33 protein-coding genes and 1 pseudogene are annotated in these 25,658 nt (G+C 47.8%); 13 read left to right on the top strand and 21 right to left on the bottom strand.

Going from position 1 to position 25,658, the window contains the following annotated elements:
* Nucleotides 1-189 precede the first annotated feature (189 nt).
* Both GFC06_RS18450 and GFC06_RS23435 read right to left on the bottom strand, forming a co-directional pair.
* Entirely contained in the window at nt 190-552 is a 363-nt protein-coding gene (locus GFC06_RS18450) for an HNH endonuclease (RefSeq protein ID WP_042309020.1), read from the bottom strand.
* 229 nt (nt 553-781) lie between these two features.
* Nucleotides 782-898, bottom strand: a pseudogene (locus GFC06_RS23435) (terminase small subunit); the annotation flags it as partial.
* Between the two features lie 364 nt (nt 899-1,262).
* Here GFC06_RS23435 and GFC06_RS18455 point away from each other — a divergent pair.
* Complete coding sequence (locus GFC06_RS18455) at nt 1,263-2,171, top strand: LPO_1073/Vpar_1526 family protein (RefSeq protein ID WP_153690495.1); 909 nt, start codon at nt 1,263-1,265, stop codon at nt 2,169-2,171.
* A 239-nt stretch (nt 2,172-2,410) separates the two neighbouring features.
* Here GFC06_RS18455 and GFC06_RS18460 read toward each other — a convergent pair whose 3' ends face one another.
* Genes GFC06_RS18460 through GFC06_RS18470 form a run of 3 tightly spaced genes read right to left on the bottom strand, consistent with a single transcriptional unit; the run spans nt 2,411 to nt 3,733 of the window.
* Complete coding sequence (locus tag GFC06_RS18460; protein ID WP_228522531.1) at nt 2,411-2,938, bottom strand: hypothetical protein; 528 nt, start codon at nt 2,936-2,938, stop codon at nt 2,411-2,413.
* On the bottom strand, nt 2,935-3,483 hold the full coding sequence (locus GFC06_RS18465) for a lysozyme (RefSeq protein WP_153690496.1): 549 nt from the start codon (nt 3,481-3,483) through the stop codon (nt 2,935-2,937). Before GFC06_RS18465 ends, GFC06_RS18460 begins: the two co-directional genes overlap by 4 nt.
* Nucleotides 3,455-3,733 (bottom strand): phage holin, encoded by a 279-nt coding sequence (locus GFC06_RS18470; protein ID WP_003832349.1) that lies wholly within the window; start codon nt 3,731-3,733, stop codon nt 3,455-3,457. Before GFC06_RS18470 ends, GFC06_RS18465 begins: the two co-directional genes overlap by 29 nt.
* A gap of 344 nt (nt 3,734-4,077) precedes the next feature.
* Between GFC06_RS18470 and uspF the strand changes: the two genes are divergently transcribed.
* Nucleotides 4,078-4,512 carry a universal stress protein UspF gene (gene uspF / locus GFC06_RS18475; protein WP_044711866.1) on the top strand — a complete coding sequence of 145 codons (435 nt, stop codon included), beginning with the start codon at nt 4,078-4,080 and terminating at the stop codon, nt 4,510-4,512.
* A 411-nt stretch (nt 4,513-4,923) separates the two neighbouring features.
* On the opposite strand, the gene GFC06_RS18480 is transcribed toward uspF, so the two are convergent.
* Nucleotides 4,924-5,112 (bottom strand): hypothetical protein, encoded by a 189-nt coding sequence (locus tag GFC06_RS18480; protein ID WP_153690497.1) that lies wholly within the window; start codon nt 5,110-5,112, stop codon nt 4,924-4,926.
* Nucleotides 5,113-5,256: 144 nt separating this feature from the next.
* Here GFC06_RS18480 and GFC06_RS18485 point away from each other — a divergent pair, with 144 nt between their 5' ends.
* Entirely contained in the window at nt 5,257-5,631 is a 375-nt protein-coding gene (locus GFC06_RS18485; RefSeq protein WP_170975985.1) for a FlxA-like family protein, read from the top strand.
* Nucleotides 5,632-5,948: 317 nt separating this feature from the next.
* Here GFC06_RS18485 and GFC06_RS18490 read toward each other — a convergent pair whose 3' ends face one another.
* From GFC06_RS18490 to GFC06_RS18515, 6 genes are all read right to left on the bottom strand, one after another.
* On the bottom strand, nt 5,949-6,548 hold the full coding sequence (locus GFC06_RS18490; RefSeq protein WP_137366892.1) for a hypothetical protein: 600 nt from the start codon (nt 6,546-6,548) through the stop codon (nt 5,949-5,951).
* A gap of 13 nt (nt 6,549-6,561) precedes the next feature.
* Nucleotides 6,562-7,602 (bottom strand): DUF968 domain-containing protein, encoded by a 1,041-nt coding sequence (locus tag GFC06_RS18495; RefSeq protein WP_153690498.1) that lies wholly within the window; start codon nt 7,600-7,602, stop codon nt 6,562-6,564.
* A complete protein-coding gene (locus tag GFC06_RS18500; RefSeq protein WP_153690499.1) occupies nt 7,599-7,958 on the bottom strand; it encodes a RusA family crossover junction endodeoxyribonuclease in 360 nt (119 codons plus the stop codon). The genes GFC06_RS18495 and GFC06_RS18500 overlap by 4 nt, the downstream gene beginning before the upstream one ends.
* Before the next feature lie 2 nt (nt 7,959-7,960).
* The gene (locus GFC06_RS18505) at nt 7,961-8,161 is read right to left on the bottom strand and encodes a hypothetical protein (protein WP_153690500.1); all 201 of its coding nucleotides are present in this window, start codon (nt 8,159-8,161) and stop codon (nt 7,961-7,963) included.
* A 419-nt stretch (nt 8,162-8,580) separates the two neighbouring features.
* Nucleotides 8,581-8,814 (bottom strand): DinI family protein, encoded by a 234-nt coding sequence (locus tag GFC06_RS18510; RefSeq protein ID WP_065554934.1) that lies wholly within the window; start codon nt 8,812-8,814, stop codon nt 8,581-8,583.
* Between the two features lie 281 nt (nt 8,815-9,095).
* Nucleotides 9,096-10,187, bottom strand: a complete 1,092-nt coding sequence (locus GFC06_RS18515) for a permease (protein ID WP_153690501.1) — start codon at nt 10,185-10,187, stop codon at nt 9,096-9,098.
* Between the two features lie 101 nt (nt 10,188-10,288).
* On the opposite strand from GFC06_RS18515, the gene GFC06_RS18520 reads away from it, so the two are divergent.
* Nucleotides 10,289-10,585: an ArsR/SmtB family transcription factor gene (locus tag GFC06_RS18520; protein ID WP_065554936.1), complete on the top strand. Its 297-nt coding sequence runs from the start codon at nt 10,289-10,291 to the stop codon at nt 10,583-10,585.
* A gap of 66 nt (nt 10,586-10,651) precedes the next feature.
* Here the strand turns inward: GFC06_RS18520 and arsC are convergent, their stop codons facing one another.
* The 9 genes from arsC to GFC06_RS18565 all read right to left on the bottom strand — a co-directional run bounded on the left by arsC (nt 10,652) and on the right by GFC06_RS18565 (nt 17,473).
* Nucleotides 10,652-11,077, bottom strand: a complete 426-nt coding sequence (gene arsC, locus GFC06_RS18525; RefSeq protein WP_088583139.1) for a glutaredoxin-dependent arsenate reductase — start codon at nt 11,075-11,077, stop codon at nt 10,652-10,654.
* Between the two features lie 12 nt (nt 11,078-11,089).
* Nucleotides 11,090-12,379 carry an arsenite efflux transporter membrane subunit ArsB gene (gene arsB, locus GFC06_RS18530; protein WP_153690502.1) on the bottom strand — a complete coding sequence of 430 codons (1,290 nt, stop codon included), beginning with the start codon at nt 12,377-12,379 and terminating at the stop codon, nt 11,090-11,092.
* A 46-nt stretch (nt 12,380-12,425) separates the two neighbouring features.
* Nucleotides 12,426-14,177, bottom strand: a complete 1,752-nt coding sequence (gene arsA / locus GFC06_RS18535; protein ID WP_153690503.1) for an arsenite efflux transporter ATPase subunit ArsA — start codon at nt 14,175-14,177, stop codon at nt 12,426-12,428.
* Between the two features lie 17 nt (nt 14,178-14,194).
* Nucleotides 14,195-14,557, bottom strand: coding sequence for an arsenite efflux transporter metallochaperone ArsD (arsD, locus tag GFC06_RS18540; protein ID WP_038641374.1), 363 nt, complete (start codon nt 14,555-14,557; stop codon nt 14,195-14,197).
* A 47-nt stretch (nt 14,558-14,604) separates the two neighbouring features.
* The gene (gene arsR / locus GFC06_RS18545; RefSeq protein WP_044700602.1) at nt 14,605-14,958 is read right to left on the bottom strand and encodes an As(III)-sensing metalloregulatory transcriptional repressor ArsR; all 354 of its coding nucleotides are present in this window, start codon (nt 14,956-14,958) and stop codon (nt 14,605-14,607) included.
* Nucleotides 14,959-15,081: 123 nt separating this feature from the next.
* The gene (locus tag GFC06_RS18550) at nt 15,082-15,627 is read right to left on the bottom strand and encodes a replication protein P (RefSeq protein ID WP_153690754.1); all 546 of its coding nucleotides are present in this window, start codon (nt 15,625-15,627) and stop codon (nt 15,082-15,084) included.
* Nucleotides 15,539-16,450 (bottom strand): DnaT-like ssDNA-binding domain-containing protein, encoded by a 912-nt coding sequence (locus GFC06_RS23440; RefSeq protein ID WP_228522532.1) that lies wholly within the window; start codon nt 16,448-16,450, stop codon nt 15,539-15,541. Before GFC06_RS23440 ends, GFC06_RS18550 begins: the two co-directional genes overlap by 89 nt.
* 252 nt (nt 16,451-16,702) lie before the next feature.
* On the bottom strand, nt 16,703-17,257 hold the full coding sequence (locus GFC06_RS18560) for a toxin YdaT family protein (RefSeq protein WP_153690505.1): 555 nt from the start codon (nt 17,255-17,257) through the stop codon (nt 16,703-16,705).
* A gap of 3 nt (nt 17,258-17,260) precedes the next feature.
* Nucleotides 17,261-17,473 (bottom strand): helix-turn-helix domain-containing protein, encoded by a 213-nt coding sequence (locus GFC06_RS18565; RefSeq protein ID WP_115602206.1) that lies wholly within the window; start codon nt 17,471-17,473, stop codon nt 17,261-17,263.
* A gap of 105 nt (nt 17,474-17,578) precedes the next feature.
* On the opposite strand from GFC06_RS18565, the gene GFC06_RS18570 reads away from it, so the two are divergent.
* The 9 genes from GFC06_RS18570 (at nt 17,579) to phoQ (ending at nt 25,620) form a co-directional block, all read left to right on the top strand.
* Nucleotides 17,579-17,959, top strand: coding sequence for a helix-turn-helix domain-containing protein (locus tag GFC06_RS18570; RefSeq protein ID WP_153690506.1), 381 nt, complete (start codon nt 17,579-17,581; stop codon nt 17,957-17,959).
* A gap of 218 nt (nt 17,960-18,177) precedes the next feature.
* The gene (locus tag GFC06_RS18575; RefSeq protein ID WP_032943037.1) at nt 18,178-18,393 is read left to right on the top strand and encodes a hypothetical protein; all 216 of its coding nucleotides are present in this window, start codon (nt 18,178-18,180) and stop codon (nt 18,391-18,393) included.
* Between the two features lie 161 nt (nt 18,394-18,554).
* On the top strand, nt 18,555-18,893 hold the full coding sequence (locus tag GFC06_RS18580) for a hypothetical protein (protein WP_135912188.1): 339 nt from the start codon (nt 18,555-18,557) through the stop codon (nt 18,891-18,893).
* Between the two features lie 11 nt (nt 18,894-18,904).
* Nucleotides 18,905-19,231 (top strand): RrF2 family transcriptional regulator, encoded by a 327-nt coding sequence (locus GFC06_RS18585; RefSeq protein ID WP_032944383.1) that lies wholly within the window; start codon nt 18,905-18,907, stop codon nt 19,229-19,231.
* Between the two features lie 141 nt (nt 19,232-19,372).
* A complete protein-coding gene (locus tag GFC06_RS18590) occupies nt 19,373-21,844 on the top strand; it encodes an exonuclease (protein WP_153690755.1) in 2,472 nt (823 codons plus the stop codon).
* 66 nt (nt 21,845-21,910) lie between these two features.
* The gene (gene xisR / locus GFC06_RS18595) at nt 21,911-22,126 is read left to right on the top strand and encodes an excisionase family protein (RefSeq protein WP_153690507.1); all 216 of its coding nucleotides are present in this window, start codon (nt 21,911-21,913) and stop codon (nt 22,124-22,126) included.
* Nucleotides 22,126-23,412 (top strand): site-specific integrase, encoded by a 1,287-nt coding sequence (locus GFC06_RS18600; protein ID WP_153690756.1) that lies wholly within the window; start codon nt 22,126-22,128, stop codon nt 23,410-23,412. Before xisR ends, GFC06_RS18600 begins: the two co-directional genes overlap by 1 nt.
* 73 nt (nt 23,413-23,485) lie before the next feature.
* Nucleotides 23,486-24,157 carry a two-component system response regulator PhoP gene (gene phoP, locus GFC06_RS18605; RefSeq protein ID WP_046274776.1) on the top strand — a complete coding sequence of 224 codons (672 nt, stop codon included), beginning with the start codon at nt 23,486-23,488 and terminating at the stop codon, nt 24,155-24,157.
* Entirely contained in the window at nt 24,157-25,620 is a 1,464-nt protein-coding gene (gene phoQ / locus GFC06_RS18610) for a two-component system sensor histidine kinase PhoQ (RefSeq protein WP_153690508.1), read from the top strand. The genes phoP and phoQ overlap by 1 nt, the downstream gene beginning before the upstream one ends.
* Nucleotides 25,621-25,658: the final 38 nt, after the last annotated feature.

The following is a 25,658-nucleotide window of genomic DNA, read 5'->3' on the forward strand; positions in this document are numbered from 1 at the left end:
GATGGAAGTCATCATTCAGGCTGCGCCGACGACCGCTGCTCGCATTGTGCGGACAGGCATTAGAGTTATGCCCTGACTGCCCACAATAGCCGCAGCGCAGGTTGGCGCGGCGGGATGAACCACCCCATGTCTTTGGGCAGTTGGCTCTTGTATGGAGTTGTGAACCACAGTATGTGCAATGGGTATAACTCATCGGATACGCTCTCTTGCCGTCTTTGCTCTGTGGCATTCCCAGCACAACGACTCAAGGTTGGAATCGTCATCAGTACCGCCATGAGCTTTTGGGATGATGTGGTCAACGCTTGTCGCTTTCTTCGCTATCTTCTGTCTGCGATGGTTCTGACACAGGTATTTATCACGCTGAAGGATACGCGCTCGTTTAATTTCCCAGAGTCGCCCATATCCACGTTCTTGCCTGCTCTTTCCTGACTGATAATTCCGCCAGCCGTCACCAGCATGCTGCTGTCGGTGTTGGTCACAATATCCGCTGACGTCGTTGGTAATTGCGGCACACCCTTTGTGTCGGCATGGGCGTTTAGCGCGTGCTGGCATCGGCTTCGTCCTGTTTGTTGGATATAAATTGTGTTGTACTCGGAGAGAAAAACGGAAACGGCAACTAGCGGAGAATATTCATAAATAGCGATAATCAGTACGGTCGCCGCCCCGTAACAGGTTGGATCGCATAATAGGACTCATTAAATGAGAATGAATATCTATTATGCTAAATAATGCTTAGAACAGGATTATCTGCCTGTATCAGGTCAGTCCACTCTTCAGCTAAACGTGCAGATGTGTTAATCAGTCTCCCTGCTTCGCACCACTCCTTCGGTGATATACTCGTTTTGGCATGGTCGGCGAGAGACTGGTGTTGCAGCGCTGCCCAGTCCGGTTTTGCCATAAACCCGCTAGTTTTTATCTTTTAATTAATAGATATTAGTAAGATGAATCAATGATGTGCTCAGGGCAAAGCATATCCTGCGTTGCTTTTGGTGCCATTTAACCTATAGAGGAATATGACGCGTGAGAAAGTTAATCTGTCTAATTGCGTTCATTGCAACATGCGGATTCGGATACCAGGCATACCAGCATCATGGACTGGCTTCTCTACTGGCTTTCTTAGTCAGCTTCGGGGCTTTTCTAACTGCTGTAGCCAACTTAATAAGTGAGAAGAAGAAGTCATCCTCTATAAGCCAGGTGATTGGGAATAACTCTTCTGGAATGCAAGTCGGTGGTAACTTAACCATTAATGAAAAGGACAAAAAATGAGTCTTTTCGATAATAAGTCGGGTCAACATGTCGGAGATGGTTCTACTGCAATCCAAGTAACCGGTGATGCTATCATTGGTAATACTACTACTGAAGTAGTTACTATCTGTGAATTAGTAATTCGAGCACAAATGGCTTCTTTAAAAGAGGATGCTTATAAACTTGTAAACCAACGAGCGACAGAATTTGGTAATCAGATTGCAGCTAAGCTTTCTAGTGATCTTGATGATAAATTAAAAGAGAAATTATCCGACCCTGACATTCAATATTCAATGAACCAAGCTGTAATTCAAGTGGCTCGAAAAGGATTTGATGAGAAATCGGAGTTACTTAAAGAGCTAATCGTTTCGAAAATTCAAACTGAAGAAGAAGAGGATAGCATAATTATAGATCACGCTCTTGAAGCGACATCTAAATTAACAACAAACGACATTAAATTCCTCTCTCTAATATATTACCTCAGAAACATATATAAGATACGAAACGGTATTAACATTACAACTCTCGCTGAAAAAAATGAAACTCACTTTGGATTAATTGGCTTTACCTTAAAGCAAAACCATTCAGCCCACAAAGAATACTATGCGCGTTATGATATTGATTACATTAAATTTTTAGATAAAGTAGAGTCTTTGAGAAAAATAAACGTTGATCTCCTCAGCTTGAAAGGCGTTATCTTCACAGACAAGCACTACATCACAAACTATCAAGACCTACTTGGAAAAAGGACTGGAATCGCCGGCTTTGAGAGCGATGAGATGTTCTTTGAAACATTTCCTGCCTTAAAGTTAACTCTAGAAGCATTTGGCGTATCGACCATAAATGACTTTAATTCATATGTTTTAAATCCAATTGGCGACCTGATTGCTCAAAACTTTCTTAGGGCTCGTAACTTCCTTCAATAGAATAAAAATCATCGTTTGTAAACATTCGACAGAAAAGGGTGTTTTATTAAGACACCCTTCAAACCCACACTTACTACAAATATGTCTATAAAAAACAATTTGATTATCGAGATGCATACCATTACATGATTCATGGGCTGAAAACCATTCAGTCCAACTTACATTTATCGTATTCATATTCATTTAAAATGATATACAACCTTAACTTCTCTGGCCTTTAACTCCATAATTTTTCCTAGTTACTTGCGTTCCGACTCAATTTTTCTGATTCCACTCAGTTGGTTGTTCCCCTTCTCAATGGTGGCCAACAGCGGCCCGATCCAGAGAACAGCCTGGCAGTATGTCAGAGAGCTGGCGGTAATGGTGTCACCACCGGCTGCGTCAGGGTGCCGGGGATCGGGGTACATTGCGCTGGCACGTAAACGGTACGCGTGGTCGAGCAGCCCGTCAGCGATATCAGCAGGAACAGGAAAATCACAGGTTTTTTCACGACGGAGTATCTCCCGGTATTCAATGACTGTTTTTTCGGAACCGGCATCAATCAGGGAGTTCAGGCGGTTGGTATTATCAGCAACCTGCTTAAACCGGTTAAAGTTGAAAGCCTGAGTGGCGATAACCTGCCCCTGTAGCGCGTTATCATTTCGAAGGATTCGGTTATCGCTTTCTGATACAGCAAGATCTGCCCGGCTGAATGAAAGAAAGATACATAGAAAGACTATAATCCCGGCGCTTACAACGATCAGAAAAGCGTGTATTTTCTTTGTCACTGATATATCCCCCAGCACGTCAACGCGCTTTCCTGGTCCCGTCGTTCTACCTGCCCATAGCACCCATTTTTCTGGCCTTTGGTAAGACGACAGTCGCGGCCACCGTCTTTAATCCACCAGCGGATCGCTTCACAGGCGCCTTCACGGTCGCCAGCATTTATTCGCTTATAGAACGTCGATGGGAAACATTTTCCGGGGCCGATGTTATATGGGCAGAAAGACGCGATCCCGGCTTTCTGCGGTTCGGTCAGTGGTACCTTGATATTTCGCTCAACCCACGCCAGCGCTTTGTCGCGTTCAATGGCGTTTACCTGGGCGCATTTCTCAGAAGACAGCTTCATGCCCTGAACTACTGGCTTACCATCAACCATCGTGGCGCCACGGCAAATGGTCCATATACCAGAGCCGTCCTTGTACGCTGTTCTGCTGTTACCCTCTTTCTCATCCAGAAACTGATCGAGAATCACGGGGGCGGAAGCCCCGGCAAGAATCAAACCAACGATCGCTGCGCTTAGTTTATTCTTCAGCTTTGGTGACATTGCCATTAAGCCGGTCCTCCCTTTCCTTTTTCCTGTAATACCAGTTCACTGCACAAGTGATAACAGTGCATGCGATACCGACAATAATTGCCCAGTCGCTCAGGCTTAACCCTGCAATTCTGTCGGCCAACATCCAGGACACCTCTTTTGCTGTTTTTGCTGTTTCGGCATATGCCTTCGCTGATACACCGCAGCCGGTCAGCGTGGTACCTGTTCCATATGAAAGTCTGCTGTAAATGGTGCTCATTCTGGTCATAGCCTCACCTCCGATTTTTCGGATGGCGCAGAGTGTGATGAAAGGGTCAGGCTTCACGGGCCGGATTTATCAACAAAGCACGTAGCGGATGATTCCCGTGAGCCTGAAATGATAAAGGCCGCCATGCGGCAGCCTCGAAATAAGTTCGGTTGTTTACAGCTCTGGACGTTAGTGGGGCTTCAAGCAATTTTGATTCTTAAACAATATGTCCCCCGGATTCATTAGATATGAATGCACAAATAGTATGAAGGTGCCAATTCGCAAGTTCTGCCCGCCAGGACACATTTTTTTATGTCCCGGATACTAAACTTGTGGGCGAACAAAAAACGAACAGGAGGGCTAAAATGTACAACTCTATTTTAGTACCAATTGATATTTCTGAAACTGACTTAACACGGCAGGTTATCCCCTATGTGCAGGCTCATTCTGTATTGAATACTGCAAGGGTACATTTTTTAACGGTGGTACCTACACTACCTTACTACTCATCATTGGGACTGGCATATTCAGCCGAAATGCCAAAATTAAAAGACTTTCAGCACGCAGCGCTATTAAAACTGGATGAGATCGTAAAGCAATTCAAAATACCTGCGGAGAAAATACAAACACATGCTGTGTCCGGGGCACCTAAAGATCAAATACTTAATCTTGCTAAAGCGATCGATGCTGACTTAATCATTATTGCCTCACATCGTCCAGATATTACAACCTACCTCTTAGGGTCGAATGCAGCTGCAGTTGTTCGACACGCCTCTTGCCCTGTACTGGTAGTTCGATAAGAAAGCTCGCGCTTAACTGACGTTCATGTGCTAGCGCATTATTTGATCGTAAAGAAAAAGGCCCATTCTATTGAGTGGGCCAAAAAAGAAGCATTTTGCACTACTGAAGTGTTAACACGATGCCGGGTGCCTCCCGGTGGACCTTTGGCTGACAAACCATGATCCGTGAGCACTTTGCATATCACTCCCTGACATTGTTTACTGTCAATTTCACCCCTCCGCTTAGGGGGATTCATCGTAACTACTTCAAAACGAGAGCTTTTACTAAATGCTCGATAACTCTAGATCCGAAAAGAGAAGCTTGCAAACAAATATCACTTTGATTTCTAAAGAATCACGTTTCACGGACTACGTTTCGCAAGCACTAAATATAACTGGTAGCTATCGGCAGCCCAGATGTGTGCGTGATTATTACATTGGTGGAGTGAGAGGACCTTCAAGCACCTCTGCCTCTCCGTTATGGCAAATATCATCGCCCCTGGTCAAATGCCACACACCTGTGATTGTTTTACCCGTTTCCAGATCATCAACAGTGTCATTCGTGTAATACGCTACCTGAACAACACCAACATGCTGAATCCAGTAATGCCCTTCTTTCATAAATTCCTCCGAGATACTCAGCAGATAGTATAGAGCGGAACAAAGAATGCTGTGGTGCAGGAAACCACAACTCAACATTTGCTAATAAAGTAATTTCGAAAGATGACGATAATGGGTAATAAATGTAAGGCCAGAGGAACCACCATGAGCATGACAGTTAGCACTTTGGGTCAGGACATACTGCAAAGCACAGTAAAACAAGCACCTTCAAGTACTGGAAACTCTGTTTCACAACAAATTCAAAACCTTAAAAAACAAATTGGTGAGTTGACAAAAGAACTCAGCGCCATGGGTTCAAAAATAAATGAAGTAACCTCCGAGGAGGAGGCAAAACTGCTTAAAGAGCAGATGGAGATGATTCAAAGGCAAATCGAGTCTATATACGCCAAAATTGCTCAATTACAAAAACAAGAAGCAGAAAAAAACCAAATGGCATCGGTAGCATTACCTTCAGTAAGTGACAAATCAGGTTCGAACGCTGCAGGGAATAATACTAAAAATATTGATGTCTACGTTTAGCAGTGACCCCCTATCATTTTTCCTCTGAGTTAGAAACGAAAAAGGATTGCGAGAACTTGTTTTCGAGTTAACGATTTCAGATCGACGATATGACAGGGGTACTGGTGCTATGCACCTCGCGAATACCCCTGTCGTATCGCCGGAAACCAAAAACCCCGCGGTGGCGGAGTTCTCGTTATGTTCAAATTGTTCGCTTTTTGTCGCTGCCATAGTGGCGCAGCTCTGCCAAGCATGAATGAATTATCTGATTTTCTGGCCCGTTTTCAACACCATTATCAAAAAATAGCATCAATAGCTAAAAAATGATTTCAGTGAGTCTATTCAGATAACAGTTTGCGTGCTTCCAAAAAGACCTTTGCTCTGAATATTTCTAGGCACCAGCGCACGCGCTTTCTCGCCTCCCCATCAGTTAACCATGGCGCAATCGCCTGCAACTCCCGGGTTATGTCTGAGATTTTTTTTCGGGTGGTGTAATACTGAAGACCGACCACATAAACCGGATCATTAATATCCAGCGCCTGCAGTACGCATTGCTCAACAAAATCGACATCATCATTATGCAGGGCTTCATCAATCACACTAGCGGATGACTGCGGCCAGAGAATGCTATGTGCCCTGTTCATTGCCTGCTGTCCACGGAATCCCTCTTCTCTCGCCTGATTTAACGCAACAGTGAATCGCTCTAACGCCTTATCTGACCAATTCCGTCCTTTAATAACATTCCAGCATGCATGACTTCGCGGCAAACGGGGTGCAGTTTTCCCTCCCACACCCTCGCCCCATATAGTGAGCAGGGATTTAATCCATCCGGACTGGATCCCTGTAAGGAGAATACATTTACCCAGCCAGCTTTTGCGTGGAGCAGAAGCCGCTTTACCCAGCGCTTCCAGATGATTGCGGCGTTGACGTGGTGTCATCCTGTTCTTCTCCTTACGCCAGAACGCCAAGCCCATAAGCCCGGTCCAGCACTCTGATTATCATTACCGGCTGAGGAACATGTTTTTGCTCAAACTTCACCGGGTCGTTATGTAGTTCTGTATGGCACTGACGACACAAAGGGATCGCGAAAATATCATGCGCTTTAGTAGCCATCCCTCCCTGCCCCCAGCCGATTAAATGGTGTGGGTCATCTGATGGTTTGCCGCAGCATTCGCAGGGCTGTGTTTTAATCCATTCCAGATACCCGGGGGCCGTCCAGCGGATCCGCTTTGGACGTTTCATATAGGTTTGCGGGGACTCTGGATCGACCAGAACACCAACTACAGGCTTGAGCGCAGGTACCTGCGCTGATGGCATGTATACGGTTAACGTGCTGGCTTTGGCTGTAATGATGCTGGTGGAGGACACACCCGGTTCGATATCGCATTCACGCATGACTGACTGATGCTCTTCTGAAGGAATACGAAGCGCCCGTCTGGCTACTGATTCGGGAATTGCGTCGGTAACCCCCATACGTACTGCCCACCAGCAAAGCTCCGCCAGCGACAGTTCTCTGGACGGATCCTGATTCAGCGCCACCATGACGCTGTTGATAATCCAGTTAATAACATTACGTCTCGCCAGCTCTGCAAGTTGCTCGCTGTAGTGGTCACGCAGATGGTTATCACAATGCCCACACAGAAGAACCGATCCGGGTTCATGATGCAGGATGGTTAACTCGTGATAATGGTAATCGCTGTGTGGCCACTGACAGCAATGACCGCCATAACGCATAAGCCAGTAATCAAGGCCACTCAAACCGCCAGCAGCCTTAATAACTTTTTCATCCAGGAAGAACGGCCTCAGGGAGACGTCACTGGCCAGCGGCTGGCGAACGTCAGGAACACGGCCTGCAGGCAACCTTTCCATGCCTGCAGGCTGGCTTTCCACCAGCACACGTTCACAACTGAATAATGACATCAGCTCGCTGCCCGGCTTGAGCAGCACAATTCCAAGCTCACGCGCAACCACCGGCTTCAGCAGCGCCCTCATTCTGCTATCTCCCCGATAATTATTTGTCCCTTCTCTCCCCATAATTTAGTTACGCGTGAATCCCAGATATGAGCGTCATCTTCGTAAATGGCATCCATCAGGGCTTTCATCATGTTGTCGAAATCAGGTTTAGCCTGGTGTGGTTTACCGTTGAACTCAGCCCGTTTCTTTTTGCTCCAGCTCGCTGGCATCGGAAGAATGAAGGTGACATGCGAACCGCTTTCCGCCAGCTCAACACACTGCAGACGAACTTCATCACAGAAAGCCCGGTAACGCAGAACCTCGGGGCGCTTTTTCCATTTGTCAGCGCGCGTCATTCTGGGCTTGCCCATTGGGGTGATATCGTAGGTTTTCACATTCACCTCCAGATTCGTTGTTGCCAGGTTCTGGCCTGACGCGGAGGCTTAGATACTTCTGGCAAGAACGCGCTGATCGTCCAGTGAATGAAGTCATTATCCAGACTACGCTCTGTCTTAATCTGCTTTGCGCGATAGCGGGCTTCCAGTTCATCAGCCTGCTCAGTGGTGAGTTGAGTATGTTGAAACCAGCTTTTCTTCATAACGCACCTCTGGATGCGGCAAAAAGAAAATCGCTGGCGTTAGTTAACGTCAGTATGTGGGATTGCTTGAATTGATCTTGCGCCATGGGCTTTTCTCCTGTGGCGCAGCAGGTATAGGTTGTTCAGGCCTATGACGGGAGTGTAACAGATTTTTGGGTAACCCGATAACCAGCCCTTTCCAGCATCTGAGTAAACAACGTAGGTGTACCAATAATTTCATTATCCTGAAGAGGCATGAAAGACACCATGCTACCGCGACGGTACATCAGGGCGCGCTCACACTCAGGAAATGATTGCAGCCTGGCAACGATAACTCCATCGTGACATCTTATGACTGCGTAGCCTTTTTTGGGCAATTCTGATTTTTCTTTCACTTAAACTCCCCCATGCAAACGGGATCAAAGTAACACCCAAAATAATTAATAAAACCAGTCGTCAGCACTTTCCCAGGTTTCCTGGAGAATAGTCTCTATTTTCTTTTTATCTTCCTTGTCACCCCCAAACACACTTAAACCATCGGAGCCTGCACGTCGTATGCTCAGGCTGCAGTTCTCATAGTGGTTGCCCAACCTTTTAAGCAATTCTTTCTCCAGTGCCGGAACAGCTCCCTTTGGAAGATCTTTAGTACTATCAATGGTTAGTTCAACTATCATATTAGCCCTCACTGCACATACTGTATGTTTATACAGTACACCGATACTTTGAAATGATCAATGACTTAAGAGCACAAATTGTTAACCTTAGCCTATAGATTTGATGAAAAAAACCCGCCGAAGCGGGTTCATTCCTATAAGGACTTGTTGTTTTAACACCATTGCAAGTACGGAGCTATCAACGTCCTTAAATTTGGATAACATTTTTGATTAGGGTTGATTTCACAACGTTCATATGCTCGCCCCCTGCAATCTTCACTGGTTCTGTCTAACATACCCAATTAAAATAACAACTGTGTTAGGTAGCCCATAATAATTGCCATCCCCAAAATAACGGTCAGGAATGCAGCAATCAAGGGTGTTTTGAACATTGATTTAAGCAGTATTACTTCCGTCAGGCTAGCTCCTGCGCTACCAATAATCAGGGCCATTACTGCTCCCGTCCCCATGCCTTTATCCATCAAGACTGATGCCAACGGAATTACTGCCTCAGCCCGTATATAAAGAGGTATTCCAATAACTGCACTTAATGGAATGGCAAATGGATTATTTTTCCCAGCATGAGTAGCAATCCACTCAGCAGGGATAAAACCGTAGATAAACGATCCAATAACAATACCTAACATTAGATAAGGTAATACATCTTTAAATTGAATCCATGCGTCCTGAAATGCCAGACGTATCACACTAGGATCTCTTACTACACTTTTCGAGAAGTTTTGTTTATTTGTTTGATCTTTTTCGCAGGTCAATTCACTACTTATGCCCCGAAATGCTGAGAAACTCTTAAATATTTTTTGCGGTTTAGAACAACTATTAGCCTCTACGTCCTGTTGATTTGATACAGAACAGCATGCTGGAGCACTCTGTAGTTTGGTTTCACAAATTTTTCTCCTGCTAACACCACAACAATTAGCCAAGGATTTGGATGTTTCGGCAATATGCCTGTCAAAACCAAGCACATCTAACAAAATACTTGCCAGTACGGAAACTGTAGCTGCTATAACAGCGTATAGCAGAGTCACTTTCCAACCAAAAGTAACCCACATCAGACCAATGATTATCGGGTTAAGCAGAGGCGAAACAAACAAGAATGTAAGTGTTGGACCAAAGCCTGCTTTTGCTGATAAGAGCCCGCGTAACATGGGAATTGTAGAGCAACTGCAAAACGGTGTTACAGCTCCTAACAACGATGCAAGAATGTACCCTTTCCCCTTTTTCGCACCTAACATTTTTTGAATCTTATGGTCGGGTATCTTTTGTCTGATAAGGCTAACACCTGCACTTATCAGAAAAAAAAGGACTGATAACTCGACAGCCAGAAACAGGAACATCTCTGCTGCGCTAGTAAACATAGAAATCAAGCTATTCATAAAACCTCCAATAAACTATATTTCTAGAATATTCGAATTGTATGTGTAAGAGCAACATATTTCTGGTATTATCGAAATATTACTGAATTGAGGAAGGCACCATGCAGCTAGAAGAAGTCGCCAAAGCTATGAAAGAGCTAGGCCATCCGACACGTTTGTTTATATTCAAACACCTTGTTAAAGCCGGTGAGCAAGGTTTACCTGTAGGCGATCTACAAAAACAACTTGCGATTCCTGCTTCAACACTGAGCCATCATATCTCCGCTCTAGTTTCTGTAGGACTGGTTAAACAAAATCGCGAAAGCCGCTCCTTAATCTGCGTTTCTCAATATGACAAGTTAGAGTCGATTATTGATTTTCTACGCGAAGAATGTTGCATCAACAGCCTAAAGAATTAAATTGAAGCATTCCATTGTTTTCATTTGATAAAGGAGCCACCCAATTATAGGCGGCTCTTTTGTAGGCTATTTCAGTCTTTTACCTGAATCATCAACGACTTTTTCACCGTCTTCCTTGGCGAAAGCTGCTTTCTGAGCATCTGGAAGGATATCCAGAACCACCTCGGAAGGACGACATAGTTTAGTACCTAGTGGAGTCACCACAATCGGACGGTTAATCAGGATCGGATGTTGCAACATAAAATCTATTAATTGATCGTCAGTAAATTTATCTTCTGCAAGACCCAGTTCCTCATACGGCTCGACGTTCTTACGCAGCAAAGCCCGGACGGAAATACCCATATCAGCAATGAGTTTGACCAGCTCATCACGTGAAGGTGGAGTTTCGAGGTAAAGAATCACGGTCGGCTCATTACCGCTGTTGCGGATCATCTCAAGCGTGTTACGCGACGTGCCGCAGGCTGGATTGTGATAAATGGTGATGTTGCTCATATCAGTATCTCATTACAAAGTGAAAGAGAGACGTAGCGCCAGCGCTGCCAGCGTTACAAACAGCACAGGCAGAGTCATGATAATCCCGGTGCGGAAATAGTATCCCCACGTGATGGTCATATTCTTCTGTGAAAGTACATGTAGCCAGAGCAGCGTTGCTAGGCTACCAATAGGTGTGATTTTCGGCCCCAGATCGCAGCCAATCACGTTGGCATAAATCATCGCCTCTTTGATGACGCCGGTTGCGGTACTGCCATCAATAGAAAGAGCGCCAACCAGCACGGTAGGCATGTTGTTCATGATGGAAGACAGGAAAGCCGTCAGGAAGCCAGTACCCAGCGTCGCGGCCCAGAGTCCTTTATCAGCCAGCACGTTCAGAACACCTGAAAGATATTCGGTTAGCCCTGCGTTGCGCAGACCGTAAACCACCAGGTACATCCCCAATGAGAAGATGACGATCTGCCAGGGTGCACCATGTAGCACTTTACCAGTGTTAATGGCATGGCCTCGTTTCGCCACTGCAAACAGAATTATCGCCCCAACCGCTGCAATCGCACTAACGGGAATACCGAGCGGCTCGAGGACGAAGAAACCAACAAGCAGGAGAATCAGAACTATCCAACCAGTGCGGAATGTAGCCGGATCTTTTATTGCTTCTGCTGGTTTCTTTAGGAGGGCCAGATCGTAAGTTGGCGGGATGTCCTTGCGGAAAAACAGATGCAGCATAATTAGTGTGGCAATAATGGCGGCGATATCGACCGGTACCATCACCGATGCATATTCGGTGAATCCCAGACCAAAGAAGTCCGCCGAAACAATATTCACCAGGTTCGACACGATAAGCGGCAGGCTGGCAGTATCGGCAATAAACCCGGCTGCCATGACGAATGCCAGCGTGGTACCTTTGCTGAATCCTAATGCCAGCAGCATAGCAATAACGATTGGTGTCAAAATAAGTGCCGCACCATCGTTGGCAAACAGTGCCGCCACCGCTGCTCCGAGCAGGACGATATAGGAAAAGAGCAAACGGCCACGACCGTTACCCCAGCGTGAAACATGCAATGCCGCCCATTCGAAAAAGCCTGATTCATCGAGCAGCAGGCTGATGATAATCACCGCAATAAAGGTCGCTGTCGCGTTCCAGACGATATTCCACACCACCGGAATATCGCCTATATGCACAACGCCAGAAATCAAAGCCAGGCCCGCGCCCAGCATTGCACTCCAGCCGATCCCTAATCCTTTCGGTTGCCAGATAACCAAGACAATGGTCAGGACAAAAATAGCGCCTGCCAGTAACATAGACCCTCCTGACAGGGCGGATCTGCCGCCCTGTATAAACAAAAAATTAACTCGCCAACTCTTTGAGTTTTTCAATACCTGTTGGCTCAGAAGCCAGTACCGGAACGAGCGCTATACGGTCAGCGTGCTGATTCTTAACAGCCTCAATCTGAGGCTGTTCCTGCTGAGCGCGCTGGCAAAGCAACGGAGAACGCGTATCCGCGATGGAAAGGCTGTTATTGATAATCCAGCCCCATGGATGAATCCCCGCTCTTTCAAGGTCAGCCTGTAGGCTTGCCGCTTCCAGTACCGGTGTGGTTTCAGGAAGCGTAACCAGCAGAACTTTGGTTCGTTCCGGGTCCTGAAGCTGCATCATTGGGGTAGTAAAATGACCTTTATCCCCCATTTTTTTGGCAATCTCTCGGTGGTAAGCCCCGGTAGCATCCAGCAACAACAGCGTGTGCCCAGTGGGAGCTGTATCCATGACAACAAACCGCTTACCTGCTTCACGAATCACTCGGGAAAAAGCCTGGAACACGGCAATTTCTTCAGTACAGGGAGAACGTAAATCTTCTTCCAATAGCCGTTTCCCTGCTTCGTCCAGATCTCTTCCCTTCGTCTCAAGAACATGCTGGCGATAGCGTTCGGTTTCATCGTGAGGGTTGATGCGGCTGACCTGCAGGTTTTTGAGGCTGCCGTTCAGCGTTGTACTCAGGTGCGCAGCGGGATCAGAGGTGGTGAGATGCACGTCATATCCCATGTCTGCCAGCCTTACGGCGATGGCAGCAGCCATCGTGGTTTTCCCTACGCCACCTTTGCCCATCAACATAATCAGGCCATGTTCACTGCGGGCGATATCATCGACCAGGCCAGAGAGCGATAAGTTTTCAGGCGTGTACAGGACGTTTGTCACCGGGAGCGGTAATGCATCAGAACGGGTATCCAGCAGCCCCTTCAACGCAGACACACCAACCATATTTACTGGCTGTAGTAATAAGGTATCTCTCGGTAGCTCAGATAAACCAGCAGGAAGATTTGCCAGTGCTTCCTGCTCCCGTTGCCATATCGCAGCCGCCAGCGCGTCATGTTCAGCTTCGGCTTTAGGCAGCACACCATTAATAACCAGGTACTGGTTTTTCAGGTCAATTGCGGTCAGTTCTTCATGGGTGCGGGCTACTTCCTGCAGCGTAGATTTTTGCAGTCGTGCAACCAGAACCAGGCGGGTACGTTCAGGATCGGATAACGCCTCTACTGCATGAGCATACTGCTCACGCTGCTTTTCCAGCCCAGCCATTGGGCCAAGACAGGAAGCACCATCTGGATTACTTTCAATGAAACTACTCCAGGCACCGGGTAGCTGGAGAAGGCGAATCGTGTGGCCCGTCGGCGCTGTATCAAAAATGATGTGATCGAAGCGGGTCAGCAGGGAAGCGTCTGTCAATAAGCCGGTGAACTCATCGAACGCCGCAATCTCAGTCGTACAGGCTCCTGAAAGCTGCTCGCTGATACTGTTAACAACGTCTTCAGGCAGAAGACCTTTGATAGGATCAACGATTCTGGAGCGGTATTGTTGGGCGGCTTCCTGAGGGTCAATCTCCAGAGCGGAAAGTCCAGGAACTGCTGTCACAGAGCAAATGGTGTTACCGATAGCCTGGTCGAATACCTGGCCGACATTGGAGGCTGGATCTGTACTGACCAGCAAAACCCGCTTACCTTGTTCGGCAAGGCGGATAGCCGTCGCGCAGGAAATGGACGTTTTTCCTACGCCTCCCTTGCCAGTAAAAAACAGGTAAGACGGGATATTCTCTAAGAATTTCATATGTCCTCCTGACATATTCAGCAACAGGAAGTATTACCACCACAGCAGCTGGTGGGAGCTAACCCTACCTTCTCCAGCGGAATACCGAACCAGCGAGCCAGCTCAGCGCGTTTTGGGTATCGCCCAGCCATCACCGTTTCACCGTCCAACAGCAGTAGTGGAAGCCCTTCTGCTCCAGATGCTTCGAGGAATACTTTCGCTTTCTCATTATGAACAAAGCTCATGGGCTGCTGCGCCAGGTTGTAACGTTCAACCTGTACGCCACGTCCTTTCAGCCACTGCACATCAGCAGAGAAATCAACCAGAACCTGATCGACATCTGAGCCACATACGCCGGTACTGCAGCACATTGCCGGGTCAAACACCGTTAACGTCTTCATTCTGAATACCTCACATTCGGAAAATCATATATGTTCAGGCAAATTTTTTAGATGCAAACAGCCTTACCGCTACCAGAGCAGTTTGCTGATGCCAGCTTACGGGCGATGGCCTGTACGTCGTCCTGTTGGCTTAACCAAGCCTGCTCAATTACCTGAGCAGCCCATGAAGGAATATGCGGAGATAAGCGGTAGTGAACCCACTTGCCCTGCTTGCGATCCAGCAATAGTCCACTTTCCCGGAGCATTGCCAGATGACGGGAGATCTTGGGCTGCGACTGATCCAGCGCCGTACAGAGATCGCACACGCATAGCTCTCCCATTTCTCTAAGCAGCAACACGATGCCCAGCCGAGTTTCATCGGAAAGGTTTTTGAAGAGTTGTAGAGAAGTTAGTTCAGCCATTTTAGTCTCCTGAATTATCTCCGTAGTTTCCTGCAATAGTTGAGTGTCGTCAAGCATCACATTCGAAAATTCAAATATGATGGCTATGTGGTTTTAATATCAGATTTACTGATTGTTCATTATTCAATTTGTTAATCCTGCCGCTTTTCGACGCCTGTATTCATCTATCAGTAATTGTGCTGGCGTTGGTCCTGCCGGATGGCGCGGCGCTTCCAGTTGACGTCGAATTGGTGGGACACTTAGTCCATTACCAACATGCTTCGACCAGTTCGTGAGTAACTTTTCTGCCAGTCGTTTCAGCTCCCCCTCTGTCATTTGTCGTTCTACGCCCGTTCTGCGCATTTCGATGCAGATGTGATACAGCACGGGCTGAGGCCATGGATATTTATCGCTACCTGAATACCGATATGACTCATTGCGCCAGCGCCGGTATTCCGTCATAACCTGCTCCGATGTCAGTCCGAATGGATTCGCTCCACTCTCTGAAACCAGAGAAACAAACTCAGCCAGATCAGGCGGCCATGTATTTCCCATCGCACAGCGCTCCATGCACTGCTGACAGACCAGCCGAATTTGGGGTTCAGTCATCGAACCTATCTGGGTTATCCAGATAGGCGAAGGCTCCGCCCCGTTCTTCTGGGTCCATCGGTTCGAATACACCTCCCCCATGACCTGCCACAGTCGCCAGGCTGTTTCCGTCGCCATCAAGTCCATTCCTGCGGCGCCACTCTGCGTGTGCTGACTGAATTTGCTGAACTGCCCGGGATGCTGTTGGTTCGGATCCTGCTCCCACATGACTGTTACCTCCGGTTTCTGGTTTTACCTGCGTTCTCACCCGGGTTACATGTCGGGCAAATTTTTGTTCCCACTGGATTTGTGTAAAAACTTTCCCTTCCGACTCCCAATACGCGGTGAATTCTGCGAGTTCAGTCAGAAGGTAATCTGGTTCAGGCAGGGAGATACCCCACGATGCGGCGCGCTGTCGGAAGTCTCTGGAGGGAAGCCAGCTATCTGTCATGCTGAATTTCCCAATCGGTTCATCAACACCGTCCAGGTATCGGGGCATGGCCGGGGATGGCAGTTCATCCCCATTCGGATTTTTCATCGCGCCCGCGTTAAGAGAGGGGTTTAAGATCTGTTTACTGCTAACTGCTTTCTGGATACCTGATGGCAAAGGTTTAGCCAAAGACTTAGCCTTATCCTTAGGCAAAGCGAAAGCCTTATCAAAAGCCGTCCCCATAGCGTCAGAAACCCCGTAGCAGGCGGCTTTGAGAGCTTCATATGCTTTATCTTTCAATGAACATTCAGGCAGTAATTCAAACGATCTTGCCCATGATTTGATCACGTTCACTGATGCTGGAGGGTTATGTTTCACCGCGTTAGGCAACCAAAAAACTCTGGCTTTAAGATCGGCTTCCACCATACCTAACGCTATGGCTTCGCCTAAGGCTAAGTCGAAGGCTTCGACATCCCAGTTTAATTCTTCAGCCATAGCCGCCCTTCCCGCCTTATACAGCCCGGGAATAATCCCTGTGAATGGACCCGTAAGCAGGTAAATAAACAGACTCTGCCCACTTGGCGGGAGTGGTGATAAGGCTCGAAACTTAGGATCATCCCACATGGTGATCTTCACCTTACGGTAAGGCTCGTTACTAGCCTTACTCTTAGGCATGGCCTTAGCCAAAGGATTAGGCATACTTCACCCCGCGAGTTGCAGTAATAATGGTCATTGGTCAAAACTCGATTAAAACAATTGCGGCGCTACGGCGCTTATACTCGCCAGTAATGGTCCAGCCGCGTCAGCAGGTAACATGTTGAACAATGCGATTGCCGCCTCACGAATCTCCTTCTCGAGCTTTTGTAATGGCGCGCCAATTAATTTCGCATGGTGTGCCTCACTGCACTCTTTAATAGCGTTCGCCACCAGCTCTGCTTCTGTGCTCGCATTACTTAACCCGTACTTTCTGGCGATCTGAACTGGCATAGCAGCAATAATTGAACCTGACAGCTGCATAACGTAAGCCGTGTACTTTTCCGAACCGCCCTCGTTTTTCAGATATCGGAATAAATTCTGTTTATTAACAGCAATTCCGCGGCCATCTGCTTTGGCCCACTCTTCAGCCACCAGCTGAGCGATCCGTTCCTGTGCCTGTCCTGGTAATGTCGATTCCCATTCACGAACGGCAGCCAATATGGCACGGTGCTGGATACTGTCACGTCGATGGGGTTTAAATTGATTTTGCGATTTCACCGCAGCGGCTACTCGTGGTTTATTATGGGTATAAGCTACTGATTGCATCTTTCAGACCTCGCTTTGTGGCGGAAATACACTATCAAGAGAGCAGGTGCACCCTAACTCGTTAAGTTTCTCCACAATCAATCTGCATTCCGGTAGGCCAGGCTGACGTGTTCCATTCTCATAATTTGAGAGCCTTGACTGACGCCACCCGAATAATTTGGCTAATTGCTCTTGAGTTAAACCGAGCGCTTGCCGTTCTTTAGCGATGTTGTTCATCTTGTCCTCACATATAGTGTTTAGCTGAATTAAACACACAATGTGTTAGATAGTCAAGACGAAACGTTCTTTGAGCGTTAACACGTAACGTGGTAAAAATCAGTAATGAATATAAACACTGCAATTGCCGCCAGACTGAAGCAGCTACGCGAACAGAAAAATATGTCGCAATCTAAACTCGCAGAGTTATGTGGGTGGGCTCAGTCACGCATCGGGAACTATGAAGCAGGTCGCCGCAATGTGGGCGTTGACGACGCTATAACGATATCTAAAGCTCTCGGCATCAGCCCGGCTGAGCTAATGTTTGGTAATGATCACGCCGAATCATGGTTAACGCCAAAACATCGTAAGTTGATTACTCTTTTTGACCAGTTGCCGGAGTCCGAACAAGACAGAATGATCGATACCTTTCAATTGCGGCTGAAAGAAATTGATGAGTATGTCGAGAAGTACCTTCGGGGACGATTAAAGCCAACTGACGACTAAGCTACAATTTTTAACAATCTAACCAGCCTACTTGGCTGGTTTTTTTATGCCTTTCACCATCCCTTTTCCCATATCGTTATCATCGACACCAGCTTAAACACACGTTGTGTTGACTTTTAAACACATTTGGAGTTTAAATATAAACACAGTTTGAAAAACGTCATCGAGGCAGGACGCCCACGAAGTAGCTGCCGGCGGCATACGAATCACCGGATGAGATGACTAGTATTAACACGCAGCAGGTTCAACGTTCCGCCAGCCTGGCGACAAGGGCAACGCAAGAGGATAAATCCATGATCGATTTCGCACGTAAACCAGTGCGGTGTCAGGCCGTACATCTAAATCGCATTGAAGTAATCATTCGACTGATTTGCTACACGCTTGCCCAGAAGGGCGACCCGTCTGCCGACCAACAGACTGCAGTTCGTTCATAACGAGTTTGACCAATGGCTGTTGCCAGCCTCATGCCCGGTGCACAGGGCATTGTGATGGTAATACCACCATCGTAACCAAACAGGAGACGAAGACCTGTTCTGGTTAAATTGGAAAAGTGTTCTTTGCCCGTCCCGTGGCGGGCTTTTTTCCGGAGGTTTTTATGTCAGCTAACGATCTGGCATTGCGCTTCAGCAGCGCACCAGCCGAGGCATTAATCGGGGTTTTGCCTGTTCTGGAAGTAAAAGAAGCATTACGTGAAGAAGTTGAAAGTGATGTGATGGATGAAATCTGGACTGAGCACAACTTTGAAATGGAAGCGATGGGTGAACAAGTTGATGAAACAGCCAGGCTCGCTCGTAAGTTTGAATGTGCGGCTGAAGCTCTTGGAACGGCGATCAAACTTGCTCTGACTCTCCCACATAATGAGGCAATGCAGGTTCTGAATGACGCCTTAAACGATAACCCGGGATACGGTCGCGAACCGGCAAAGGATGCATGATGGAGTTTGGAATGAAACGCGTGGTGGCTTCTGTTCAGGTCGTTGCCATCCTCAACAGGATTTACAACGGCAGTCCGGTTTCCATCGCATCTATCAGTAAAGAATCAAAGCTGTCTGTGTCTTACCTCGAGCAGATTTTCTCGAAGCTGCGCAGCAGTGAAATCGTCACCAGCCAGCGTGGCGCTGGTGGCGGGTACCACCTTAGCAAAGCAAACCCCAGCGTGGCTGACGTCGTTCGCGCCGTTACTCACACGCCTGATTCATTTGAGCCCGTGCTGAATGCTCTGGAGTGGGTCCCCGTCGCACAGCTGGCGCAGGGAAAATCCCCTACCCCATAAAGCACAAAACCCGCGCAAGGCGGGTTAAGTACCCGGTCAGCCGACCAAAGCTTTCCGGAACGAGTTTTGACCAATAACCACTACCTTAGGCGGCGATCATCAGCTGCCGGGTATCTTACAATCCTATGGAGCCCGAACGCAATGTTAACGTATGCGTATCTTATTAAAGCCAAAGCAAAAGCAACTGAGGCAAAAAACCTGTTTTGCTGGTTCTCTGCGAAATCAGATTCCCGTGCAGAACGCGAAATCCTCAATATTCTCGAAGACAATGATATTGCCGTCGGTCGTGGCGCCGACTATCAATTACCTGTCCGCACCAACTGGTTTGTTGTTGACGATCTTCCTGAGGAAAGCAAACTTGATGACACATGGTGCGATCGTTACGAACTGGCAGAAGACCAGCAAACGTGGCAACTGAAACAGAAGCCTGATAATGAGAATCAGGAGACTTCCTGTCAGCAAAAACCTGAAACTTCCAGCGACAATGTACCCAACAGCGATGCGCCAGCATTGCTCCGCCCCATATCTCGCCTGCGCCTGTCTCAGCGACTGATTGCGCACCTGGTCAATGACACTGAAGAGAAGGAAATCAGTGAAGCGCAGCACATCCAGATCGGGCAAATGGAACTGGACGAAAATGATCTCTATGTACAAAACCTGTTACTGGCCGTTGCGAATGTTCCAGCAGTGAAAGAGCTTTCTGCTCATGTTGAGTGGAACCTGGCAAACGCAATAAAAGAAGTCTTCGACCGTGAACAGGTCTATACCGTTGCTTCATTTGAGCAATTTATTACCGAATGGATTGAAGAACCAGAAGCACGGGCTCTTATAGTTCAGGAGTGGGTTAACGATAATAAAGCAAGAATTGTAGGTGATGAACTCCCCGTTCCGCCTGTAACGCCAGAACTCATTACCGTTGCGACTCTGCCGCTACGCCAGCGCCTTTTAGCTCAGTTTATTTCTGAAGAATATGCTTACCATATTGATACTGAGCAGAAGAAAACCATTCAGGAACTCGAGCTGGATGTGGATAACAGCTATGTGCAGAACCTGCTGCTTGCCGCCGAGAATGTAGAACCATTCAGGAAAGCGCCAGAGATCGATATCTGGAAGATTGTCAGCGCGCTGAAAACCGTTTTTCCGGTTGATGGAAAACGGGTTGATCTGGTCACCTTTATCCAGTTCTTTAAGGCCTGGTTCAATACTGAGGACATTGACCGTGGGCTGCTGATTAAAGAGTGGTGTAAAGGCAATCGTGTGTCGGAGATTCAGCGCACTGACTCCGGAACCAACGCTGGTGGTGGCAATAAGACCGATCGCAACCCGGAACTTGTCCACACGCTGGACACTCTGGATATTGATATTGCGCTGGCCACACTTCCAATGGATTTCAACATCTACGATATCCCTGGTGGCGTTTTCCGTCGTGCAAAAGATATCATTGCTAAAAACGAAAGCCCGTTCAAAGAGTGGTCCGCCGCCCTGCGCAAACGCGCTGGCATCCTGGATTATTCCCGTGCCGCTATTTTCGCGCTTATTCGTAGTGCAGAAGAAAACACTCACCATTTCCCGGAACTGCTGAGCCGTTACATCAACAAAAACCTGACTGAAACCGACCACCAGCACCCAACTGAAGAAACCCTGGCGGCAGCCGGTCACGTACCAAAAAAAAGCTGGGAAAACGAGATTAAAGAGAAATCCACAGCTGAACAGAAGGCAACAGCCGAACAACCAGAAATCGCCAACATGGGCAACGGTGTTTTCTCCATTGATGGCCTGATGGGTAACCAGCCGGCGCCAGCGCTTTCTGTCGTAGACCAGGTACGCCAGCGCGCCGTCGAAGAAAAATTACATCAAGCCAATACCAAGGAAACCACCAGCGATGTGCAGATGGAAAAAACTGACAACAGCGAAATCAAAGCCAATCCTGATGTGCCTCAGGGCGAGGCAGCAGCTTTGCCAGTTGAAAGCACTGATGCAACTGGTGAGCCTCCAGCTTCCCTGAATAATGAACCCGTTCACCATATAGATACGGATCACCTGAACGCTTTTTATACTCACCTGATGGTTGATTTGGAAACTATGGGCAGCGGTCCTGATGCACCAATAGTCTCTATCGGCGCCGTATATTTTGATCCTTCAACTGGTAACACTGGTGCCGAATTTTACCAGGTTGTCAGTCTTGAATCATCGATGTTGTTTGGCATGAAACCGGATGCGTCAACAATTCAGTGGTGGTTGAAACAATCATCTGAAGCCCGTTCTGCAATTCTGGTTGATGAGGCCATGGGGCTGCGTGAAACCCTTGAACTACTGGCTGACTTTATTGCTGAAAATGCTGCTAACGGTAGTCACACTGTTCAGCTGTGGGGTAATGGATGCTCGTTTGATAACGTCATTCTCCGCCGCGCATATGCATTAACGGAAACTCCCTTCGCTGTTCCGTTCTGGAATGACAGGGACGTAAGGACCATGGTTGAACTGGGTAAATCCGTCGGTATAAATCCACGCTTCGACATCCCGTTTGAAGGCGACATGCACAATGCGCTTTCTGACGCCCGACACCAAGTCAAATACGTCTCTGCAATCTGGCAACGCCTGACAAAAAACTGATTTTAGGTTTTCACTTACAGCCAGTTGCAGCATGTACTGTTGTGGCTGGCGGCATCGGAGTTATGTATGTCGCAACTCATTTTCAGCGAAGAGTGGATGGTTGAAGCGCGACTAACAGAAAAGACCGGCTTGTCGGAAAGACAAATTAAAAGTTATCGGTTGAATTTGTGGATCGAAGGCGTGCATTTCAAACATCTGACAGCTCTCGGGGAAACTGACAATTCTAAAGGTATGCTTTGGTACAACTATCCAAAGATTAACCAATTAGTACAGGAAGCATGATGGACTTTCCAACCGGCGTTGAGCTGCATAATGGAAAAATACGGATCACATTTACCTATCGCGGCAAACGTTGCCGCGAAGTCCTTCGGGGCTGGACGGTGAACAGCAGCAACATCAAAAAAGCTGGAAATCTTCGCGCGCTCATAACAAGTGAAATACAGCTCGGTAAGTTCGACTATGCGGAACGTTTCCCGGAATCCAAGGCGCTTAAGAAGTTCATCACAACCAAAAAAATCACCACGTTTAAAGAACTGAGTGATTTTTTTACAGACACCAAAGCCTTAGAGGTATCTGGTGCAACACTGCTATCGCTTACTTCGGTCGTAAATACGTTACTGCGTGTAATCGGAGAAAATACCCGTCTGGTAGATATTGAGCATGCCGACATTTTGCATTACCGAAAGGAGTTATTGACCGGGACAATTATTAACCCGGCAATGCCGAATCTGGCCAGGCAGGGCCGCGCGCCCTCAACAGTCAATAAACAGATGGCAGTTTTATCAGAAATGCTTAAGCTCGCAAACCGAAGCCAGTTTATATTGCATGCTCCTTATGAAGGAGTGTCGCGACTCAAGTTATCTAAAAATGATCCCGACCCACTTTTACTTCATGAGTACCAGGCACTGATAGCCGTCCTTCCCCGTAGCCAGGCATTAATCATCATTGTTGCCGTTCATACGGGGATGAGGCCGGGCGAGATATGCGCCCTGGCATGGGAAGACATTGATTTGGTAAAAGGTGAAATCCACGTATCCAGAAGTTTGACGAATAAGCGAGTATTTGTACCCCCTAAGACAGATGCCGGAATAAGGACGATAACGTTGCTTAAACCTGCTCTGGATGCACTGAAGGAACAATACGAAGTCACCGGCGCTAATCCGAAGCAAGAAATTCGATTTCACCATCGGGAGATCGGAAAAACTGAGCAGCAATATCTTCGCTTCGTTTTTTCACCGACAGCATATTCGTCAAAAAAAGGCAGTTACTTCTCCAAGAACTCGATTGCCTATGGCTGGAAGAGAGGCACTAAACTTGCAAATATCCGCGAAAGGAATCCTTATCAGTCACGGCATACCTACGCATGCTGGACGTTGATGGCCGGAGCGAACCCGTCATTCATAGCAAGTCAGATGGGACATGAAGATGCGCGCATGGTGTACGAGGTTTACTCCAAGTGGATTGGCGACATGAACCAGGATCAGGTCAACATGCTGAACAATCAGATGCCAACAGCACTGCCCCCAGGACGCCCCCACGGGCAGGGGAGCATGAGAAAAGTTATTTAATTTCATAGCGCTGCTTTCAATCCACATAATCAGCGTTAAACTATTTATACCGTTATTTTAGGGAGAAACGATGATGCGCGTACTGGTTGTCGAGGATAATGCTTTATTACGCCACCACCTCAAGGTTCAGTTACAGGATTTAGGGCATCAGGTGGATGATGCAGAAGATGCGAAGGAAGCGGACTATTATCTGAATGAACATCTGCCGGATATCGCGATCGTTGATTTAGGACTCCCCGATGAAGACGGTTTGTCATTGATCCGCCGTTGGCGCAGCAATGAGGTTTCGTTGCCGATTCTGGTGTTAACCGCGCGTGAAGGCTGGCAGGACAAGGTGGAAGTACTCAGCGCCGGAGCCGACGATTACGTCACAAAACCGTTTCATATCGAAGAGGTGGCTGCGCGCATGCAGGCACTGATGCGTCGCAACAGCGGTCTGGCATCGCAGATTATCTCTCTTCCTCCTTTCCAGGTGGACCTCTCTCGGCGCGAGTTATCCGTCAATGATGAAGTTATCAAGCTCACGGCGTTCGAATACACCATTATGGAAACACTTATCCGTAATAACGGCAAAGTGGTCAGTAAAGATTCGCTCATGTTACAGCTTTACCCGGATGCCGAGCTACGTGAAAGCCACACCATTGATGTTCTGATGGGGCGTCTGCGTAAAAAAATACAGGCGCAATACCCGAATGATGTCATCACCACCGTGCGTGGCCAGGGATATCTTTTTGAACTGCGCTAATGAATAAATTATTGCGTCATTTTTTCCCGTTATCACTGCGGTTGCGCTTTTTACTGGCAACCGCAGGCGTGGTATTGGTGCTTTCGCTGGCCTACGGCATGGTTGCCCTGGTGGGCTACAGCGTCAGCTTTGATAAAACAACGTTCCGCCTGCTGCGGGGCGAAAGTAACCTGTTCTATACCCTGGCAAAATGGGAGAACGGTAAGATAAACGTCGAGCTGCCCGAGAATCTCGATATGCAAAGCCCAACAATGTCGCTGATCTATAACGAAGACGGTGAGTTGTTGTGGGCGCAGCGCAATGTTCCCTGGCTGACGCACAGTATCCAACCGGAATGGCTAAAAGCGAACGGTTTTCATGAGATTGAAGCCAATGTAGATGCCACCAGCACCTTACTGGGCGAAGATCATTCCGCTCAGCAGCAGCTAAAAGAAGTCAGGGAAGACGACGACGATGCCGAAATGACCCACTCGGTCGCCGTGAACGTCTACCCCGCCACTGCCAGAATGCCACAGTTGACCATTGTGGTTGTCGATACCATTCCTGTTGAGCTAAAGCGCTCGTATATGGTATGGAGTTGGTTTATTTATGTGCTGGTCGCCAATCTGTTGCTGGTCATTCCGCTGTTATGGGTAGCCGCCTGGTGGAGTCTGCGGCCTATTGAATCGCTGGCGCGTGAAGTCCGTGAGCTTGAGGAACATCATCGAGAGATGCTAAACCCCGCCACTACGCGCGAACTGACTAGCCTGGTCCGCAATCTTAATCGACTTTTAAAAAGCGAACGCGAGCGCTACGACAAATACCGTACGACGTTAACAGACCTCACCCACAGCCTGAAAACACCGCTGGCGGTATTACAGAGTACGCTCCGCTCGATGCGTAATGAAAAAATGAACGTGAGCGACGCGGAACCCATTATGCTGGAACAAATCAGCCGTATTTCCCAGCAGATTGGCTATTACCTGCATCGCGCCAGCATGCGTGGCAGCAGCGTGCTGCTTAGCCGCGAACTGCATCCGGTCGCGCCGTTGCTGGATAAACTCACCTCGGCGCTAAATAAGGTGTATCAGCGTAAAGGCGTCAACATAAATCTCGATATCTCACCCGAAATCAGTTTTGTGGGCGAACAGAACGATTTTGTCGAAGTGATGGGCAACGTGCTGGATAACGCATGTAAATATTGTCTGGAGTTTGTCGAGATTTCAGCGCATCTGTCCGAGGATCAGCTACACATTCTGGTTGAAGATGATGGTCCTGGTATTCCGCAAAGCAAACGGGAAGTGGTGTTTGACCGTGGACAGCGTGTCGATACGCTACGACCAGGGCAAGGCGTTGGACTGGCGGTGGCGCGAGAAATCACCGAACAGTATGACGGGCAGATTATTGCAGGCGATAGCCTGCTGGGTGGCGCGCGCATGGAAGTTATTTTTGGCCGCCAGCAGCCGGGGCAGATAGACGAGTAATCGCCGCATGTAATAAATATGTACTGATTTCCCGCTTG

The sequence above is a fragment of the Citrobacter braakii genome, from assembly GCF_009648935.1.
GTDB lineage: Bacteria > Pseudomonadota > Gammaproteobacteria > Enterobacterales > Enterobacteriaceae > Citrobacter > Citrobacter braakii.